Annotated in this window: 14 protein-coding genes and 1 tRNA gene; 10 read left to right on the forward strand and 5 right to left on the reverse strand. The window is 37.5% G+C overall.

All coding sequences use genetic code 11. The features are described 5' to 3' along the window. Window position 1 precedes the first annotated feature (1 nt). The 8 genes from ftsA to CW736_RS06920 all read left to right on the forward strand — a co-directional run bounded on the left by ftsA (window position 2) and on the right by CW736_RS06920 (window position 12,038). Window positions 2-1,336, forward strand: a complete 1,335-nt coding sequence (gene ftsA, locus CW736_RS06885; protein ID WP_101013257.1) for a cell division protein FtsA — start codon at window positions 2-4, stop codon at window positions 1,334-1,336. A gap of 87 nt (window positions 1,337-1,423) precedes the next feature. Continuing rightward, window positions 1,424-3,409: a cell division protein FtsZ gene (ftsZ, locus tag CW736_RS06890; protein ID WP_101013258.1), complete on the forward strand. Its 1,986-nt coding sequence runs from the start codon at window positions 1,424-1,426 to the stop codon at window positions 3,407-3,409. Window positions 3,410-3,569: 160 nt separating this feature from the next. Beyond that, a complete protein-coding gene (locus CW736_RS06895) occupies window positions 3,570-4,016 on the forward strand; it encodes a GatB/YqeY domain-containing protein (RefSeq protein ID WP_101013259.1) in 447 nt (148 codons plus the stop codon). Window positions 4,017-4,212: 196 nt separating this feature from the next. Further along, window positions 4,213-4,593: a hypothetical protein gene (locus tag CW736_RS06900; protein ID WP_101013260.1), complete on the forward strand. Its 381-nt coding sequence runs from the start codon at window positions 4,213-4,215 to the stop codon at window positions 4,591-4,593. An 83-nt stretch (window positions 4,594-4,676) separates the two neighbouring features. Beyond that, window positions 4,677-6,083, forward strand: a complete 1,407-nt coding sequence (locus tag CW736_RS06905) for a glycogen synthase (protein WP_101013261.1) — start codon at window positions 4,677-4,679, stop codon at window positions 6,081-6,083. A 2-nt stretch (window positions 6,084-6,085) separates the two neighbouring features. Next, entirely contained in the window at window positions 6,086-7,351 is a 1,266-nt protein-coding gene (locus CW736_RS06910; RefSeq protein WP_101013262.1) for a glucose-1-phosphate adenylyltransferase, read from the forward strand. A 3-nt stretch (window positions 7,352-7,354) separates the two neighbouring features. After that, window positions 7,355-9,259, forward strand: coding sequence for a 1,4-alpha-glucan branching protein GlgB (gene glgB, locus CW736_RS06915; RefSeq protein ID WP_101013263.1), 1,905 nt, complete (start codon window positions 7,355-7,357; stop codon window positions 9,257-9,259). Window positions 9,260-9,635: 376 nt separating this feature from the next. Beyond that, window positions 9,636-12,038 (forward strand): glycoside hydrolase family 31 protein, encoded by a 2,403-nt coding sequence (locus CW736_RS06920; protein WP_101013264.1) that lies wholly within the window; start codon window positions 9,636-9,638, stop codon window positions 12,036-12,038. 139 nt (window positions 12,039-12,177) lie between these two features. On the opposite strand, the gene CW736_RS06925 is transcribed toward CW736_RS06920, so the two are convergent. After that, complete coding sequence (locus CW736_RS06925) at window positions 12,178-13,101, reverse strand: LysR family transcriptional regulator (protein WP_101013265.1); 924 nt, start codon at window positions 13,099-13,101, stop codon at window positions 12,178-12,180. 375 nt (window positions 13,102-13,476) lie between these two features. On the opposite strand from CW736_RS06925, the gene CW736_RS06935 reads away from it, so the two are divergent. Both CW736_RS06935 and CW736_RS06940 read left to right on the forward strand, forming a co-directional pair. Next, entirely contained in the window at window positions 13,477-13,770 is a 294-nt protein-coding gene (locus tag CW736_RS06935) for a hypothetical protein (protein ID WP_101013267.1), read from the forward strand. Window positions 13,771-13,793: 23 nt separating this feature from the next. Beyond that, entirely contained in the window at window positions 13,794-14,753 is a 960-nt protein-coding gene (locus CW736_RS06940; protein ID WP_101013268.1) for a sodium-dependent bicarbonate transport family permease, read from the forward strand. Window positions 14,754-14,853: 100 nt separating this feature from the next. Here CW736_RS06940 and CW736_RS06945 read toward each other — a convergent pair whose 3' ends face one another. From CW736_RS06945 to CW736_RS06960, 4 genes are all read right to left on the reverse strand, one after another. Then, the gene (locus tag CW736_RS06945; protein ID WP_101013269.1) at window positions 14,854-15,906 is read right to left on the reverse strand and encodes a glycosyltransferase family 9 protein; all 1,053 of its coding nucleotides are present in this window, start codon (window positions 15,904-15,906) and stop codon (window positions 14,854-14,856) included. 495 nt (window positions 15,907-16,401) lie between these two features. Next, window positions 16,402-16,475 (reverse strand) — tRNA-Arg (locus CW736_RS06950). A 66-nt stretch (window positions 16,476-16,541) separates the two neighbouring features. Next, complete coding sequence (locus tag CW736_RS06955) at window positions 16,542-17,003, reverse strand: hypothetical protein (RefSeq protein WP_101013270.1); 462 nt, start codon at window positions 17,001-17,003, stop codon at window positions 16,542-16,544. A 15-nt stretch (window positions 17,004-17,018) separates the two neighbouring features. Continuing rightward, a complete protein-coding gene (locus tag CW736_RS06960) occupies window positions 17,019-19,589 on the reverse strand; it encodes a PKD domain-containing protein (RefSeq protein ID WP_101013271.1) in 2,571 nt (856 codons plus the stop codon). Window positions 19,590-19,620 lie beyond the last annotated feature (31 nt).

Here is a 19,620-nt window from a genome sequence, read left to right on the forward strand (position 1 = left end):
AATGGAACAACAAGAATATGCAGTAGGACTGGATATAGGTACAACTAAGATTGTAGCTATGATCGGTCGTAAGAATGAATACGGCAAACTTGAGATTCTAGGGGTAGGGAGATCAAAAAGTTTGGGTGTACATCGCGGGGTGGTAAATAACATTACTCAAACCATTAATTCCATACAACAAGCGGTAAGCCAAGCAGAAGCGGTAAGTGGGATTAAAATAAAAGATGTGACCGTAGGAATTGCAGGACAGCATATACGCAGTTTGCAACACAGTGATTACATCACTAGAGCAGACAGTGAAGTCGTTATTGATCAAGATGACATTGCAAACCTTTGCAATCAGGTGTTTAAACTAGTCATGCTTCCTGGAGAAGAAATTATTCATGTGCTTCCTCAAGAATATAAAATTGATGGACAGTCCGACGTGAAGGAACCTGTAGGAATGTACGGTGGTCGTTTAGAAGCAAATTTTCATGTTGTAGTCGGTCAGGTAGCCTCTATACGCAATATTTATAGATGTGTAAAAAGTGCCGATCTTGAATTAAAGAGAATAACCCTAGAACCACTTGCAAGTGCAGATGCAGTCTTGAGTCAAGAAGAAAAAGAAGCTGGAGTTGCTTTAATCGATATAGGTGGTGGAACTACAGATCTTGCCATTTTTAAAGATGGGATCATACGCCATACGGCTGTAATTCCTCAAGGTGGTAACATCATTACTCAGGACATTAAGGAAGGTTGCTCGATCATAGAAAAACAAGCAGAGCTGCTCAAAACAAAATTTGGTAGTGCGTGGCCTGGTGAGAATAAAGAAAATGAAATAGTCTCTATTCCTGGATTAAGAGGTCGTGAGCCTAAGGAGATCACACTTAAAAACTTGAGTAAAATCATTCACGCTCGTGTTATTGAGATATTAGAAACGGTTTTTGTAGAGATTAAAAACTACGGGCATGATGAGCCTAAAAAGCAATTGATCGCAGGAGTAGTGTTAACAGGTGGAGGAAGCCAATTAAAGCATATCAAACAATTAGCAGAGTATGTGACAGGAATGCCTAGCAGAATAGGATATCCCAATGAGCATCTCGCTGGTGATAGCGATACAGAAAGTACCAGCCCATTATTTGCAACAGCAGTAGGATTGGTAATGAAAGGTCTAGAAGGACAATTTGAAGAAGATGAAGAAGAAGCAGTAGAAGAAGAAACAGTTCTAGAGCAATCAACAGAAGAAGGAGAAGAAACAGACGAAGAATCTTCAACTATTTCGGATGAAGTAAAAAAGAAAGGAATTTTTGACGCTTGGGCAACTAGGTTTAAAGACTTTCTAGATAAAGCAGAGTAATGCAGTTAAGATTGCTCGCTTGCAACAGATAATTAGGAATATCGTGGTGAAACGACCACAAAGCTTAAACCATAAAGTAGCCATATTATGAGTGAAGAATTTAACAGCATCGCCTTTGATTTGCCTAAAAACAAATCAAACGTAATCAAAGTCATCGGAGTAGGTGGTGGTGGTAGCAATGCCATCAAACACATGTACCAGCAGGGCATTAAAGGAGTAGACTTTGTCATCTGCAATACAGATTCACAAGCCCTTGAAAACAGCCCTGTGCCTAATAAAATACAATTAGGAGTGACTTTAACCGAAGGCTTAGGAGCTGGGGCAAATCCTGAAGTGGGGGAACGAGCAGCACAAGAAAGTATAGAAGATGTTAGGGCACTCTTAGATTCTAATACTAAAATGGTATTCATTACCGCTGGAATGGGTGGAGGAACTGGAACAGGAGCTGCTCCAGTAATCGCACAAATAGCGCGCGATATGGACATTCTTACTGTCGGTATCGTCACAACTCCTTTCCAGTTTGAAGGAAAAGTGCGTAATCAGCAAGCGCAAAAAGGAATAGAAAAATTCCGCAAGAGTGTGGATTCATTGATTATTATCAATAATAATAAATTGAGAGACGTGTATGGAAACTTAGGTTTTAAAGCAGGATTCTCTAAAGCTGATGAGGTACTTGCTACTGCCTCAAGAGGTATTGCAGAGGTGATCACAAATCATTACACTCAAAACATTGATTTACATGACGCAAGAACAGTACTAGCAAATAGTGGTACTGCTATTATGGGAAGCGCACAATCCACTGGCGCTAACCGCGCTCAAGAAGGAATTCTTAAGGCTTTAGACTCTCCTTTGTTGAATGATAATAAAATTGAAGGCGCTACCAACGTGTTGCTATTGATCGTCTCTGGGACAGAAGAAATTACTATTGATGAAATAGGTGAAATAAATGAACACATACAGAATGAAGCTGGTGGTGTAGCAAATATCATTATGGGTGTAGGAGAAGACGAAGCTTTAGGTGACGCGATTTCCATCACTGTTATTGCTACAGGATTTGATGTTGAGCAACAAAATGAAATATCCAATACAGAAGCTAAGCGCATTATCCATACACTGGAAGAGGAGCAACGCGCTACAGCAATTTTAGAAGAGAAGACTAGCAATGTGATTGCTGGTGAATTAATCATGGATCTGGACGAGGAAATAGAAGAGGATCCCGCTTTCGCGAAAGCGGAACAAGCACCAAAAACAGCCCGACCTTCAGAACCTGCTGAGCCATTAATTATCGTTCATGAACTAGGAGATGAAGAGGTAGAGGAAACAATTGCACCTGTAGTAGAAGAAAACACATTGATTCCTACCACAGAATTTATAGAAAACCTCAATGTGGTGTACGAAGAAGTGCTGGATCAGGCTCAGGAATTTGTCATCAAAGAAGTGTCGTCTATTGAGGTCGCTTCAGAAATCACAGAGGAAGAAGAGAAAGATCAGTTTTTCTTAGATTTTGACATGCCTTTATCAGCACAGTTACAAGACAAAGATGAGCCAGCTATTACCTATCAACTAGAAGATATTGAAGTAAACGATCCTATTAATGTGGTTCCAGTAACAGAGTTTTCTAACGAAGGTGAAAAAAAGTATTCTTTGGAAGATTATATGGAGGTAGAAGATCAATTGAACGCCGCAAAACCTGCAGAGTCTAAAGAGTCTAAAGAGAATGTAGTAGCAGAGTCAGAAATAAAGATCCTGACCAAAGAAGTGGAACAAACTTCTAAACAAGTGGATCAAGAGGTTCGTAAAAATGTGGAACCTACTGATCTGCCTCTTAATGAAGCTTTAGTACTTAGAGCAGAAGAACGCAAGCGTAAGATGCACGCTTATAATTTTAAGTTCAAGAGCTCTCATAGACTAGATGAGATAGAGAAGAAACCAGCCTATTTAAGGCATGGTGTAGAGCTGGATAAATTACCAGAAGAAAGAGATAGATCAAGAACAACACTTTCTACAGATGAGAATAACGAGATCCAGTTGCGTACTAATAATAATTCTTTTTTACATGATAATGTAGACTAGCAATAGTTTCTATAAAACACAAACTGCCCAAATACTGTAATGGTTTTTGGGTTTTTTTATGTTTCACAAAATCGTACTTTTGGTTTGTGGATCAGACGATGTATATGCAGCCGTCAACAGGACCCAAATAGAATGCTTTACCAATAATAAAAATAGGATTATGAGTTTAGAGAATGAAATCATGACAGCCATTAAAGAGGCCATGAAAGCAAAAGATCAAACAGCTCTCGCAGCATTAAGAGCCGTAAAGAGTGAGATTTTATTAGCGAGAACATCAGGTACTAGTGACGGGCTGACCGAAGAAGAGGAAGTTAAGCTGGTTCAAAAATTAGTAAAGCAACGCAAGGACAGTGCTCGCATCTTTTCAGAGCAAAACAGAGAAGACCTCTCGGAGCCAGAACTCGCTCAAGCAGCAGTGTTAGAGCAATTTTTACCAGAACAATTGAGTGAAGAAGAAATAACAAAAGTAGTGACCGCTATCATTGCTAAAACAGGTGCCGCAGGAATGAAAGACATGGGTAAAGTTATGGGAATGGCAAATAAAGAACTCGCTGGCAAAGCAGATGGGAGAACCATAAGTGCTGTTGTAAAAGCACAACTGACTTAATTTTATAATTCGTTTTATTAAAAATGGCTGCAATTTATTGCAGCCATTTTTGTTTTTTGCACTTTTGAGATTATAGAATGTTTGATGATTGGCAAAATATTTTTTTTAAAAACATTATTGATACGCCGCTCTAGCGAAAGCAAAATATTTTTTTATTTTCTATAAATTAATGTATATTTAAGTGCTAACTTAAAGCATGAACGAATTACGATATTACGACTTGGGTTATTCTGAGGTATTTATTTTTGAAAATTATTTAATCAACCAGATTAAAGAAGGAGAAATAGTGACTGTTGATCATGCGCAAGTCTTGAAGGCGATGATTGATAAACACTTTTCAAATCGTAAAATGATTTACATAGGAAATAGAGTCAATTCTTACTCTGTTAATCCCTTGGTATATTTAAAAGTAGCAGAAATTGATAATTTGTTAGGTATAGGAATTGTCGTGAATTCTGATATTAAAGAAAACACAGCAAATTATGAAAAGCAATTCAGCGCAAAACCATTTGAGATATTTGAGAAAATGAACGATGCTATCTTATGGGCGACAGAGCAAATATCTTTACAGGCTTAAAAACTTCCTTTAATTTAAAAGAAAGGAAGTAATTGTTGTCGGAATTGATTTAATTTATATGCAGTAAACGAACCAGTTAACTTATGAATATTATCCATATCAGTGCCGAGTGCTATCCAGTGGCCAAAGTAGGTGGGCTTGCAGATGTTGTGGGGGCACTTCCTAAATATCAAAACGCACAAGGAGAACATGCCAGTGTTATCATGCCCTTTTATGATCTGGCTTTTACAAAGACAAACCGCTTTAAAAATATTGGAAGTGGAAGCGTCAAATTAGCTGAAGAACATTTTAAATTTAATGTTCTCCAGCTCGTAGATAGAGACTTAGGTTTTACACTCTATTTGATTGATATTCCAGCATTGCTCTTTAAAGAATACGTCTATTCTGCTGATGATTCCAAAAGGTTTACTGCCTTTCAAATTGCTGCACTGCAATGGTTAGGTACACAAAAGCAACTGCCAGATGTGATTCACTGCCACGATCATCATACAGGACTAGTTCCTTTTATGATGCAATATTGTTACGATTTTGAGCTGTTTAAAAATACAGCCTCTGTGCTGAGCATTCACAATGCGCAGTATCAAGGATGGTTTTCTCACGAACTTATAGGCTGGATCCCTGCTTTTAAAGCAGAGTACACCGGATTGTTAGATTGGGATGGAAATATAAATCCGCTGGCATGTGCTATTAAATGTGCTTGGCGAGTCAATACCGTTTCTCCTAGTTACATGGAAGAATTAAAACAGCACGCTAATGGGTTAGAAGGTTTATTAAGTCATGAGTCTGCAAAATGTGTAGGGATTCTCAATGGTATAGATACACAAGTTTGGGATACGGTCACTGACTCCTATCTGGTAAAGAACTATACCCTAGCAACAAATACAAGTGGTAAAAAGGCCAATAAGAAATGGCTATGCGATACGTATAACCTAGATATTGATCAACCTTTATTTGCCTTTATAGGCAGGTTAGTTTATGAAAAGGGCTCTGACCTTTTTCCAGAAGCCTTCGAACAAGTGCTCCATAATCAAAATGTTTCTATCTTGTTATTAGGGTCTGGAGATCCTAAAACAGAAGAGGAGTTAATGCCTTTAAAAGATAAATTTAAAGGCAAATACAATTCGTATATAGGTTATGATGAAAAGTTGTCGCATATCGTCTACGCGGGAGCAGATTTTTTACTGATGCCATCTCGGGTAGAGCCTTGTGGTCTCAACCAGATGTATTCCTTAAGGTATGGGACTATTCCAATCGTTAGAGGTATAGGCGGATTAAAAGATACGATTGTGGATATAGAGGATAGCGGCTTTGGGTTGATGCATGACGGTACAACGGTGGAGCAAATAGTATCTTCTGTGAAAAGAGCAGCCACTCTTTATAAAGACCAGGTGAAAATCAAGAAATTAAGAAAACAAATCATGAACATAGATCATTCTTGGGATCGATCTGCAAGAGTCTATATACAACTCTATAACTCATTAACTGACTAATTATGATGAACGACAAAGTTTTAAGTATCATTTTAGGTGGTGGACAAGGAACAAGACTTTATCCACTCACTGAAACTAGAAGCAAGCCTGCAGTAAATATCGCTGGAAAATACCGATTAGTTGATATACCTATTTCTAATTGCATCAACTCTGGTTTAAAGAGAATGTATGTATTGACACAATTTAATTCTGCTTCATTAAACAGGCATATTAAGAATACCTACCATTTTAGTTTCTTTAGTGCGGCATTTGTAGATGTGCTTGCTGCTGAGCAAACTCCAGACAATAATGCTTGGTTTCAAGGTACGGCCGATGCCGTTAGGCAAAGTATGCATCATTTCTTGAGGCATGATTTTGAATATGTATTAATTTTATCTGGTGATCAATTGTATCAAATGGATTTTAATGAAATGCTCCAAGCACATATAGATGCAGGGGTAAAGATATCCCTTGCTACGATTCCTGTAAATGAAAAAGACGCACCATCTTTTGGTATCCTTAAGACAGATAAAGACAATAGCATCACTTCGTTTATTGAAAAGCCGGTGACCAGTTTATTGCCAGATTGGACCAGTCCAGTAAGTGATGAAATGAAAAAACAAGGTAAGAACCACCTGGCCAGTATGGGGATCTATATTTTTAACAAGGACCTACTGATTGAGCTTATGAATGATGAAAGCACTATTGATTTTGGTAAAGAAATCATACCACAGGCTATCGGTAAACATAAAATACTGAGCTATCAGTTTGAGGGGTACTGGACAGACATAGGAAATATAGAGTCATTTTTTGAAGCTAACTTAGGTCTTACTGATGATATTCCAGAGTTTAATCTGTATGATGACAAGCGACGTATTTTTACCAACTCCAGAGTGTTGCCTACTTCAAAAATATCGGACACTCATCTAAATAAAGCCGTTATTGCCGAAGGTTGTATCATTCAAGCTGCCAAAATTGAACGTTCTGTTATAGGAATACGTTCTAGAATAGGTAAAGATTCTACAGTAATCAATACGTATATGATGGGTAATGATGATTATGAATCTCTTGAGAAAATTGAAAAATCAAATATTAAAATTCTAGCGGGAATAGGAGATCGATGCTATATAAAAAACACCATTATAGATAAAAATGTACGTATTGGAGATGACGTAAAAATCAATGGTGGACCCCATTTAAAAGACCAAGAAACCGATTATTTAGTGGTGAAAGATGGTATTGTAGTTATCAAAAAAGACGCAGTTATCCCTAAAGGTTTTTCACTTTAAATGATGGCTGAGGTAATTGCACACAGTCGTTTTACAGATTTTGACATCGACTTATTCAAAAGTGGTAAACACTATAGGTTGTATGAGAAATTTGGTTCTCATGTCATGACGCTTAATGGGGTAGAAGGGACCTATTTTGCTGTTTGGGCACCTAGTGCTAAAAGTGTTTCTGTAATTGGAGACTTTAATTTCTGGACAGAAAATGAACACCAACTCCAAGTAAGATGGGACCGTAGTGGTATATGGGAGGGCTTTATTCCAGGGGTAAAGCACGGTGCGACCTATAAATATAAAATTCAATCTTCACACAACAACATAGTAACAGAAAAGGCAGATCCCTACGCACGTCGATATGAACATCCACCTCGAACGGCTAGTGTGGTATATGATTATCAACCCAATTGGAACGATCAAAAATGGATGAAGTCGCGCAAGAAAAACAACGCCCTCGATGCTCCATATTCCGTGTATGAGGTTCATTTGGGCAGTTGGAAACATAAGCTAGAGGAAGATAGGAGTTTGAGTTACCATGAGCTGTCTTTGGACCTGGTAGCTTATGCAAAAGAGATGCAGTTCACCCATATCGAGTTCATGCCGGTCATGGAATATCCTTATGGTCCATCTTGGGGCTATCAAATCACTGGTTATTTTGCACCTACCGCAAGATTTGGTTATCCAGAAGAATTCCAAGAACTGGTCAACGCTTGCCATAATGCTGGACTGGGAGTTATATTAGACTGGGTCCCATCGCATTTTCCTGAAGATGCCCATGGGTTAGGTTATTTTGACGGGACACACCTTTATGAGCATCCTGATAGAAAAAGAGGATACCATCCCGACTGGAAATCTTTGATTTTTAATTATGGTCGTAATGAAGTAAAGAGTTTTCTGATTTCTAATGCGCTTTTTTGGTTGGATCAATATCATATAGATGGTCTGAGAGTGGATGCGGTGGCCAGTATGCTGTTTTTAGACTATTCCAGAGAGGAAGGAGAGTGGGATCCTAATATTTACGGCGGAAGAGAGAACCTTGAAGCTATTGCTTTTCTAAAAGAAATGAACGAGGCCGTTTATCATAATTATCCCGACACACAAACTATTGCAGAAGAAAGCACCAGCTTTCCTATGGTTAGCGCACCCACTTCAGTCGGAGGACTGGGTTTTGGTATGAAATGGATGATGGGATGGATGCATGATACATTGGAGTATTTCAAAAAGGAACCTATTTACAGACGTCATCATCAAGATGATTTAACCTTCTCGATGACTTATGCCTTTACAGAGAATTTTATGCTGCCCTTATCTCATGACGAAGTGGTTTATGGCAAAAGCACTATACTGGGAAGAATGCCAGGAGACGACTGGCAAAAATTTGCAAATCTAAGGTTGCTCTTTTCTTATATGTTTACACATCCAGGTGGTAAATTGATGATGATGGGATCTGAATTCGGGCAGCATGAAGAATGGAACTTTAACGGAAGTCTGGACTGGCACTTGACTCAATACGCCCCACATCAAGGAATTCAAGAAGTTGTAAAAGACTTGAACAAGCTTTATAAAAATGAAAAAGCATTGTACGAGAAGCAATTTAGTATAGAGGGATTTGAGTGGATTTCTTATGAAGATCACGAAAATTCTGTGATCAGTTATATCAGGAAAGGAAAAAATTCACATCTTGTGGTGGTATGTAATATGACACCAGTGGTGAGAAATCATTACCGTATAGGATTACCCACTAATAAGAAATATAAGTTGCTTTTTAATAGTGATGATGCTAAATATGATGGCTCCAACTTTAAAGTAAAAAAAACCTTTACTGCTCAAGAAACAGAATGGCATCACAGAAAGCAAAGTGTAGCGTTGAGATTGCCGCCTTTGGGGGTTTTGGTTTATGGTGGGGTTCAATAAGCTGTAAAATAATTTTAGAGATGAGTTATGTCAGGACTCCATTCTTTTTCACCTCCTTACATTTGACGAGGTTTTGCGAGAGGATAGCTTTTTTTTGGTGTCAATTAAAAGGAATTAATTTTTTAAAATCAGTTGCTTTTTAAAGATAAATCTGTCATCAAGAAACCAACATGTAAAATCGCAATAGTCGGTTCTAGTTGTTCTTTCTAATTGCGAATATGACAACTCACAACTCTCGTTTTTATCAAATTCACAAGGTTCAGCCTTGCGTAACTATCTCACGTTTAACATGCTACTGCATCAATATTTTTCATAATTTAGTCGAGAAGGAGTATTTCAGCAAGATGCTCCTTAAAATACTGAACACCATCATTCTATGATTACAAATACAGAATTACACAGTCAGGGAAATGTATTTCCAGGTGAATTAACTTCTTTTGACCATGTTGTTGATACACTCACCTTTCATGCAGATAATGGGGTGATACTGCGGTTACAGATCTTTCGCGACAGTTTGATACGTTTTAAATATGGAACGGGCGGAAAACTTGAAAAAGATTTTTCTTATGCGGTAGAAGCCACTAGCAACAGGGGTTATAACAAACTAAGTGTCTTAGAAAAGAAGAGTTACTACGAGATCACTACTTCAAAGGTCGTTTGTCACATCGCAAAAAAAGATTTAAAATCTCGCATTTTTGACCTGAAAGGAAAAATCATCTGTGAAGATGAATTAGGCTTTCATTATGAAGAGAGTTATGAGTATGGTGGTGAGGTGGTTAAAATGTCTAAAAAGGCACAGCCTGGAGAGAGTTATTACGGTCTTGGTGATAAACCGGCAGATAATAATTTGCGCGCCAAAAGGTTTGAAATGTGGGGAACAGATCAATATGCTTTTGGTAAACATACTGACCCGCTTTATAAAAACATACCATTTTACATAGGTCTTCAAAACAAAATTGCCTATGGTATTTTCTTTGATAATACCTTTAGATCCTTCTTTGATTTTGCACAAGAGCGTCATCATGTAACCAGCTTCTGGGCGCAAGGGGGAAACATGGATTATTATTTTATCTATGGTCCAGATTTAAATAACGTAGTAAGTGGTTATACAGAGCTTACTGGTAAACCAGAGTTACCTCCGTTGTGGGCACTGGGTTTTCACCAGTGTAAATGGAGTTATTATCCAGAAAGTAATGTAAGAGAAATCACTTCAAAATTCCGCGAGTTACAAATTCCTTGTGATGCCATTTATTTGGATATCGACTATATGGACGGTTTCCGTTGTTTCACTTGGGATAATGAGAAGTTTCCTAACCCTACTAAGATGATTAGTGAACTAAGAGAGGAAGGTTTTAAGACGATCGCAATTATAGATCCGGGAATCAAAGTAGATCCTGACTATTATGTCTATAAAGAAGCTATGGAAAACGACTACTTCTGTAAGCGTGCTGATGGTCCTTATATGAAAGGAAAGGTGTGGCCGGGAGAATGTTATTTCCCTGATTATACCAACCCTAAAGTAAGAGCCTGGTGGGCAGATTTATTCAAAGGGCTGATTGCAGATAACGGACTTGCTGGAATCTGGAATGATATGAATGAGCCAGCAGTGATGGAGGTTCCTAATAAAACATTTCCAAATGATGTGCGTCACGATTTTGACGGCCATCCCTGTTCCCATAGAAAAGCCCATAACATTTACGGCGCTCAGATGGCTCGTGCGACCTATGAAGGTGTCAAGAAATATATATATCCCAAACGACCGTTTGTGATCACAAGATCTGCTTATTCAGGAACACAGCGCTATACCTCCAGCTGGTTTGGGGATAATGTAGCAACTTGGGAGCATTTGAGTATTGCAAATATTCAGGCACAACGCATGGCCCTTTCAGGGATGTCTTTTGCGGGGTCTGATATAGGTGGTTTTGCAGAGCAGCCTACGGGGGAGCTTTTTGCGAGATGGATTGCACTTGGTATCTTCCACCCCTTTTGTCGTGTGCACTCTAGTGGTGATCATGGAGATCAAGAACCTTGGACATTTGATGAGGATGTGACCAATATCACTAGAAAATTTATCGAGCTGCGCTACAAACTACTCCCTTATCTCTATACTGCTTTCTGGCAATATGCTGAAGAAGGAACCCCTATATTGAAATCACTAGTAGTGTACGATCAAGAAGATGCACAGACACATTATAGGAATGACGAATTTATTTTTGGAGATCAAATCTTGGTTTGTCCCATATTAGAACCTAACGCCAAAGGTCGCAGAATGTATATTCCTAGAGGGGAATGGTACAACTTCTGGACTCGTGAAACGATTACTGGAGGAAAAGAAGCCTGGGTGGATGCCGATATAGACGAGATCCCGTTATTTGTTAAATCAGGCTCCATCATTCCGCGCTATCCGGTTATGCAGTACGTTGGAGAGAAGAAAATAGAATTCCTAACCCTTGACGTTTATTATACGATAGGTAAAGAAGAGTCTTTTGTTTACGAAGATGCAGCAGATGGTTATGACTACAAAAAAGGCCGTTTTAGTCTTAGAAATTTAAATTTTAAAGGCAAGGAGAATGAGATTATTATCTCTCAATATAAAGATGGAAAGTATGCGACAGAATATGAAACCTTACGTTTTAACTTTATTGGCTTACCATTTAAAATCAACTATGTAGAGGTAGATAATGTAAAAGTTTCATTGAAAGATTTGAAATACGATCAAAAAACGGAAACCCTATATGTAGACAAGAATTTTGTAGAGCTGCACATTGTCGGTAAATAAAAATTCAAGTTATTCAGTTATAAAAGAGAAGTCGAGAGGCTTCTCTTTTTTTATAAATGCTTTAGGAAAATGAACTCTTTGTTTTTTCGCTTTTGCGAAAGCAAAACAGCACTCAAAAATGATCTGATAAATCTTTTATTTAATCTTGTACAACCCAGTCAAAATATTTTGCGGTAATTTGATCTTTATTTTCTAGTATATATTCTTTAAAGGCGACCGCAGCAGGTGATAGCTTTTTCTTCTTCAGCCAGATGAGGTTCCATTGCGTCTGTATGGGAAGTCCTTTGTAAGGAATAACGTTGATTTCCCCTTTTTCAACCGCATTTCTAATTCCAATCATAGGCATAATGGAATAGCCTATACCGGCAATAACGGCTTGTTTAAGGGCTTCATTAGAAGTCAATTCTATCTTTTTATTTGCTAGCAGATTTTTTCCTTGAATAAAATTCTCCATGGCATTTCTAGTGGCAGAGCCTTGTTCCCTGTACAGCAAAGGTTCTTCTGAAAAGATCAACTCCTTTTTACCTTTTCTATTTTTTTCCCTATCCGAACTACCTACCAGGTATAATTCGTTCTTCATAAGAGGTAAGGTATCGAGATCAAGATGATCAGGTAATACAGATACTAAAGCAAAATCGACTTTATTCTGTTCGAGATCTTGAATGACGGTTTTTTTATTAGTCACATCCATAGAGAACTCTACACCGGTATGTTCGTTTAAAAATCCAGAGAGGAAGTAGGGCATTACGTATTTACCAGTCGAGACAATAGAAAGTTTTAGTTTACCTGCTAGTTTTCCTTGATATTGATTGGTCTTATAGTCGATAACCTGCACTTCTTCCAGAATACGTTGGGCAACATTAGCAATCTCGTCACCGAAATCGGTCACATAAAGTTGGCGCCCGATCACTTCAGTTAAAGGAATAGGAAACTGATCTTGAAACTTCTTGAGTTGAATCGAGACTGCAGGCTGCGTTAGAAACAAAGCCTCTGAAGCTTTTGTGATGCTTCGCTTTTCTACTATTTGAAGAAATATTTGGAGCTGATGTAATGTATAATGCATAATTATTTCTTATGAACTTCATTACAAATATAAATAAAAATTAATGAGTGTATGTTCGCATATTTGTGTTACCAATTAAAAATAAGTCAACTAATGTTACAGCAAATCAATACAAGAAGTTCTTCAGAGCGCTCGTTGAGATCAGAAAGTTCATTTAATGTGTTCGCACGTATAGATTTTGATCGCGTCTCTCAAATCATAAGGTACATAGGTATAGCCGTTTTAAGTGTTGCTTATTTTGTTGTCACAGCAGTCTGTTTAGTAGAAGATCACCCTATGTCATCTTATTTAATGACGCCTCTGGTTGTCGTTCTTTTGGTGCTTATCATAGCGGTTTTACCAAAAATAATAAATAGCAACAAAAATTAATTTAAGATGAATACAAGTAAAGAAGTTATGCATAAAGTACAGCTTGTAGATGGCATATTTACTGCCTCAGAAGCCTCAGATATCGTAAGTAATCTGATCGGAGAAAAAATTAATTTTCATAAATTACATAGACTTTCTATGTCTGAAGGTAACATCAACAGCGATACAGGCTATGATGACAGTCGTGTAGTAGAACTAACTGCCGAGAGAAAGGAATTTAAGGAACTATGCCGTGAAGCACGATTGATGGGCAAGAAGATTAAAATCAACGGTATTCTAGAAATAGAGATCATCGACTAATAGTCGTATCCTAAATACCTACCATGGATTTACACCTGTTGACAGATAATCTGTCAAATCCAGCCTTACTGTTTTTTATTTTAGGATTATTTGCTTCTCAGGTCAAAAGTGATCTAGAGATTCCTGAAAGTTCTTCAAAGTTTATATCTCTTTATTTACTATTTGCCATAGGCTTTAAGGGAGGGCAAGAGCTATCGCACAGTACATTTACCGCCGATATTTATTGGGCTGTTTTTATTGGAATTGGATTAGCCATAATTGTTCCTTTATATACGTTCTTCATTCTCAGGCTTAAATTCTCTATTGAGAATGCAGGTGCGATTGCTGCGGCCTACGGCTCTGTAAGCGCGGTGACATTTGTTACAGCTATAAGTTATCTAGAAATGGAAGGAATTCCATTTGGGGGTCATATGGTGGCAGTCATGGCATTGATGGAGGCACCTTCTATAATTGTTGGAGTTTTATTAATGAGTTTGTGTTCTAAAAAAGAAGAACGGTCAAGGAGTAAAATATTAGGTCTGGTTAGACATGCGTTAACAAATGGTAGTGTGCTTTTAATTTTAGGAAGTTTGCTTATTGGTTATGTTGCTAGCGAGGAACAAGCTGCTGGAATAAAGCCCTTTACAACTGATCTTTTTAAGGGATTTCTAGCCGTGTTTTTATTAGATATGGGAATAACTAGTGGCAAGAAAATAGGAGTACTTGTTAAGAAAGGTTGGTTTGCATTAGTCTTTGCTGTTGTTGTACCGCTTGTAAATGGCTGTGTAGTGGCGTTTTTATCGGGCTATGTGATAAGTGAAACTGGAGATCGATTGTTATTATCCATTTTGGCAGCAAGTGCTTCTTATATCGCGGTTCCTGCAGCGATGAGAATTGCGGCTCCTAAGGCTAACCCCAGTCTTTACTTACCCATGGCACTCGCCATAACATTTCCTTTAAACATTACGATAGGACTTCCGTTGTATTTGTACTTGATACAGTAGTATCAACCACGCCTTGTGTAGACCAGATTTTAAACTGTTTTATATTGTTCTAATTAATGATACGGGTTTCGGAAAATGAAGATCTTCTAATGCTCTTGGTCTATTTTTTTTGAGATGGATTCAGAATATCTTTAATTTCTTCTGTCCAGTGCGCTATACCTGTTAAAGATATATCTACTGCATTATTGTTTTTTCCGTAGGGACGGAATTGCTCCATTCGGCCACTAAATAATCCTAAAGTAGGTACTCCTGAGGCACAAGCAAGATGCATAATACCGCTGTCTGCTCCAATAAAGATCTTACAAGCGGCCATCACTGAAGCCATCTCTCTGATGTCTTTGCTGTAAAAAGAAGTAGCTTTAAAATCAATTTGAGAAACATTCTCATAAGGTAAAATTTCTACAATTTGATGATCAGGAAATGCAACTAATAAATGCTGATAAAATGTAGACCACCATTCTTTAGAATAACACTTATCACCTGTAGCAAAAGTGAAAATGGCGATGCTATTTTTAGTTCCTCCCATTAAAGAAGCTAAAATATCTTTGCCCTTCTGTAGCTCCTCGTCACTGCATTTAATATCTAACATAGGCACCTCTTTAGTTACCTTTTCAAGATCCGATCCATACAGAGCACTACGCAAGGCGATGACGGCTTCTTTCCCATGATGAATAGTTTGAGATCTTGTGTTTTCATCATCTTCATATTCATAAATCTTATAAGTAGCAGGGGTGATTTTAGTGAGTAACTTACCTGATGAAGAGCATTTAACGGTATTGATGACCAAGTCGTACTTCTTAAAAGGCATTTTTAACCATATGGACACGTAACTTAAAATGTTGTCAAATGGTCTTTTGTGTAGAAGTATAAAATTAGTTAGGTTCTTATAGTTTTTGAAAACAATAGGAGCTAGCGTTCCTTTGGCTAAAAAGTCAATTGTAGCATTTGGAAATGTGGTCGTGATTTCTTGAACAAGTGGAGTGGTTAGTAGGAGGTTTCCCAGTCTATGGTTGGGACGTATGATCAGGACCTTTTTGACTTTATCTGGTTCAATGTTACTGAGATCTTGTTTTTTTGCGTTGCTACCTATTTGCCGAGTAATGGATCGAAACAAGTCTCTTCTAAATTTATCTATTTTCTTTGGGACTTTCATGGATCACTACTGTTTTTAGGGTTCTGTAAAGTTAACCGTAATATTGGACAATATCAGAGGTAATTTCAAGATCTATATCACCGATAGGTGGAGACTTTAGTTTGCAAGCGTTTTGTTTTTCTATTAAACCTATAGTGCTAAGTGCTGGGCCGTAGGATAGGTTCATTCCATTGATGGAGGTGAAGTATCTGAGGCAACTAAGAATCGATGTGCGCAGCACACAGGGTACAGATCTTATTTGTTAGCCTCCTCTATGCAAGCCTTAAGGCTTTCAACTCTTCTAAAATAAATAAATTGAATGCTTTTGAATAAAAAACATTGATTCTCGAGTGATTGGTATAAGACAGGATGAATTTTATTGATCCTGAGTGAAGTCCCTTATGCAAATACAACTGCCAGCCTTTGCAAGTCTGGTGTCTTAAAACAACAAACCTTGATCAAGCGAGCTTGTCAAGGTTTTTATGTTTTAATCCACAACGCAGTTGTGAGTGATTGTGACTACGACAGGATTCAAACCTGTGACCGCTGGAGCCGAAATCCAGTGCTCTATTCAGCTGAGCTACGTAGCCGTTACTATCGCAAATATAACAGCGTCTTATTTCTTATCCCCATAAAAAGTGCTTTTAATATTAAAATTAAAGGCCTAATAGCGAATAATCAAAATCGCTCACTGGTTTCTTAGCCTTTCTTAACATCCACAAGCCTTCGGCAGGAGGTATTTCTAAATCCAGTTCGCCATCAATTTCATGTTCCATATACCACAAACCGCATATGGCTTTCTTGTGCAAATCTAAAGAACCATTGTAAGTGATCTCAAAGTCATGATTCAAATTCTCTGTAGTGAATCCATCTTCTAATATCACGTCATTATTTTTGTAATGAACGGTTAAGGAAACCATTTCTTGCTCCCAAAAGCCATCTAATTGGACCGTTTTTCCAGTAGAGAAAGGCCCTTTTTCTTCGGTATGCTGACCGGTTATTTGACCATCTTTAAACTCTAATTGAGCAAAGAGTTTTACTTTCTCACCAAAAAATGGCAAGGCATAACCCAATCCATAGATGTAATAACCTTCCCAATAACCGCTCAGTTCTTCCATTATCTCAACTGTGATTCACATTTTAATCAATTTAATTGTTGAACTGATGCTGTTTCCCACTTTTAAAAAGTAAACTCCAGATTTTAAGTTGGGTGTGTAAACCTTTATTGCACTGTTTGAATTAAGACCAGAATAATTAATTAAAATTTGTTTTCCAGAAATATCAAATAATGTCAAGTTTAAATTAGAAATATTTGTGTCAAGGACACGTAATTCAAATCCATCATTATAAAATGGATTAGGAAAGACTTGAAAGGCGTCAGTAACAAAATCATGGACTCCTAGAGTTACATTGCTTTCTAAAAAGTCTGGAACGCCACTGCTGTCAGTATCATCATCTGTTGGGTCTCCATTTCCATTATAATCTTCATCTATAGTTAACAATCCATCGCCATCATCGTCGTTATCTAAATAGTTTTCTATTCCATCTAGATCGGTATCTAAAAACAAAAAATTGGTTCCACGAGAACCTGTTCCACTGGTTTCGAGGGCTGTAGGCACCCCGTCACCATCGTCATCGTCATCAAGATAATTAGGAATTCCATCCATGTCAGTATCATCATCAGTAAGATCCCCATTTCCATTAAGGTCTTCTGTGTCATCTGGTAAGCCATCGTTATCAGCATCCATAATTGGTTGTTGGGTAAGAGTAAGTTCAAAATCAGCTATCACCGCATCACAAAGTTGGTATGTATTTATAATTCGGGCATATAGCCTTTGTGGGCTTGTGTTGTTTGTAAAATTAGCTGCACTCGCCACAGGATTTAAATTATTCTGAGCGTCTGCAAGAGTTAAGAAATATAGTACGTCAGTTTGCGAGGCGTCCAGATTACCTATTAATCTAGGAGTGTTGATGGTTAAATCAAATGTTTCAAATCCATCTCCATCACTATCATAAGCAAACAAGTCCACTGCATTAAAATCTGTCAGTGGATCAAATACTTCAAGACAGTACTGATTAGTAAATGTACAGCCAGCGGCATCTGTAGCAACATAATCATAACAGTTTAATCCAGTTTGTGAAGGCGTTATCGTTACATTGTTTCCAAAGATTACTGTAATATCTGGATTTGAGGACCAAGATTCACTAACTATTGCTGGACTGGTAAAACCATTACTAGTTTCTAATCCTGCACCAAACTTCATATACCAACTGAAGATATAGCCATTATCGGATGCAAGATTATCCGTTATCCTTAATTTCCATTCACCATTTAAAGGAACATTCAATAAACCTCTAAAAGGACTGCTTGTCATATAATCTCCTGAAGGAATAGATATGCCAGCAGATCCAGAAAGACTATTTGTGGCCCTAGTTGTGAAACAATAATCGTAACCTATTCCAGGACTAATATTAATATCATCATCTATTGGTTCTCCGAGAAAAGCACCAAAACCATTATTAGGATAGCCTGATAAAGCTAAAGTAGTACTATCTGGTGCTATAAGTTCAATTCTTAGATCGCCCAAATAAGAATGTTCTATATTCATACATACACCCAAGAAACTTGAAGTATTAGAAAGTACTGCTCCTTCAGGGAAACAATCTATAGTGATCGATGTTTCATAACTAACACCACTCCCATCGGGAAGAAAGGTAGTTCCTGCTACAAACTCAGCATCGTCACAAACTAGTGGTATGCTTGGGTTTATACTAGTAATGTCTACATCAATAGAATCTCCCAGGCATAAAGCTGTATCATTGATGAAGGTATATTCTATTTCTGGTTCATCAGTTACAACTACGGTGATAAATTCGGCTGGAGAAGTGAAACAACCATTTTGATCTATAGCAATAAGTTCAACGAAATAGCCTCCCGGCTGATTAAATTGTTGCGATACTATTCTACCTTGCTGCGTACCTAAAGATTGAAAATCCCATTCAAAAGTCAAGGAAGGATCTTGAACGGCTGTAAAACTTACCATATCACCAGCGCAAATACTTATGATTTCATTCACCGCAGCAGGAGATGTAATTTCAATACTTGCATTTACTACAGTAGGTTGTGTAATTCTTAGTGCCATTGTTGTTATCGAATAGCATCCTGTCGTAACGTCATTAACTCTTACTGCAACACTATCATTAAAAGGAATCAGGTTTTGATAAACAGTTGTAATTTCATTAGTATCATTTTCTGCATTTATAATGGTAGAATAGAACTGCACGTCTAGATTGGAATTTCCATTTGTGAAATCAGAAATACGATTAGTTAAATCAAATGACGTGTACCCATCACAATCCGTATCTTGAATTGTATAGACCACATCATTAGTTACTACAGGTAAATCGTTAACGATAAGATTTGTGGAAGCAATACAAATCGTTCCATCCGTAAATGTCGCTTCTACTCTATAATCTCCATCTCTTGCCGCTGTTAAAGTTGGGTTAGTACCATTAAAAACATTAAAGTTATTATAGAACCACTGGTAGGTGAAGCTTGAGTTATTTGCATTATCAACAGTTAATAGTGTTGAAGATCCATTACATATTTCAATTGTAGTAGGTAGATTAATGTCGTTGCATTGCGCATTTAACTGTATACTTATGAGAAATGTAACTGCTAAAAATTGAAAAATTTTATTCATTTGGTTGGTTTATAAGGTAACAAATATATGT

The organism is Nonlabens sp. MB-3u-79, assembly GCF_002831625.1.
Taxonomy (GTDB): domain Bacteria; phylum Bacteroidota; class Bacteroidia; order Flavobacteriales; family Flavobacteriaceae; genus Nonlabens.

What these genes read in the sequence shown, in the direction of transcription:
- CW736_RS06955 (WP_101013270.1), bottom strand. Translation starts at nt 17,003, where the DNA reads ATGGAAGAACTGAGCGGTTATTGGGAAGGTTATTACATCTATGGATTG.
- ftsA (WP_101013257.1), top strand. Translation starts at nt 2, where the DNA reads ATGGAACAACAAGAATATGCAGTAGGACTGGATATAGGTACAACTAAG.
- CW736_RS06935 (WP_101013267.1), top strand. Translation starts at nt 13,477, where the DNA reads ATGAATACAAGTAAAGAAGTTATGCATAAAGTACAGCTTGTAGATGGC.
- CW736_RS06905 (WP_101013261.1), top strand. Translation starts at nt 4,677, where the DNA reads ATGAATATTATCCATATCAGTGCCGAGTGCTATCCAGTGGCCAAAGTA.
- ftsZ (WP_101013258.1), top strand. Translation starts at nt 1,424, where the DNA reads ATGAGTGAAGAATTTAACAGCATCGCCTTTGATTTGCCTAAAAACAAA.
- CW736_RS06945 (WP_101013269.1), bottom strand. Translation starts at nt 15,906, where the DNA reads ATGAAAGTCCCAAAGAAAATAGATAAATTTAGAAGAGACTTGTTTCGA.
- CW736_RS06960 (WP_101013271.1), bottom strand. Translation starts at nt 19,589, where the DNA reads ATGAATAAAATTTTTCAATTTTTAGCAGTTACATTTCTCATAAGTATA.
- CW736_RS06900 (WP_101013260.1), top strand. Translation starts at nt 4,213, where the DNA reads ATGAACGAATTACGATATTACGACTTGGGTTATTCTGAGGTATTTATT.
- CW736_RS06940 (WP_101013268.1), top strand. Translation starts at nt 13,794, where the DNA reads ATGGATTTACACCTGTTGACAGATAATCTGTCAAATCCAGCCTTACTG.
- CW736_RS06895 (WP_101013259.1), top strand. Translation starts at nt 3,570, where the DNA reads ATGAGTTTAGAGAATGAAATCATGACAGCCATTAAAGAGGCCATGAAA.
- CW736_RS06925 (WP_101013265.1), bottom strand. Translation starts at nt 13,101, where the DNA reads ATGCATTATACATTACATCAGCTCCAAATATTTCTTCAAATAGTAGAA.
- CW736_RS06920 (WP_101013264.1), top strand. Translation starts at nt 9,636, where the DNA reads ATGATTACAAATACAGAATTACACAGTCAGGGAAATGTATTTCCAGGT.
- glgB (WP_101013263.1), top strand. Translation starts at nt 7,355, where the DNA reads ATGGCTGAGGTAATTGCACACAGTCGTTTTACAGATTTTGACATCGAC.
- CW736_RS06910 (WP_101013262.1), top strand. Translation starts at nt 6,086, where the DNA reads ATGATGAACGACAAAGTTTTAAGTATCATTTTAGGTGGTGGACAAGGA.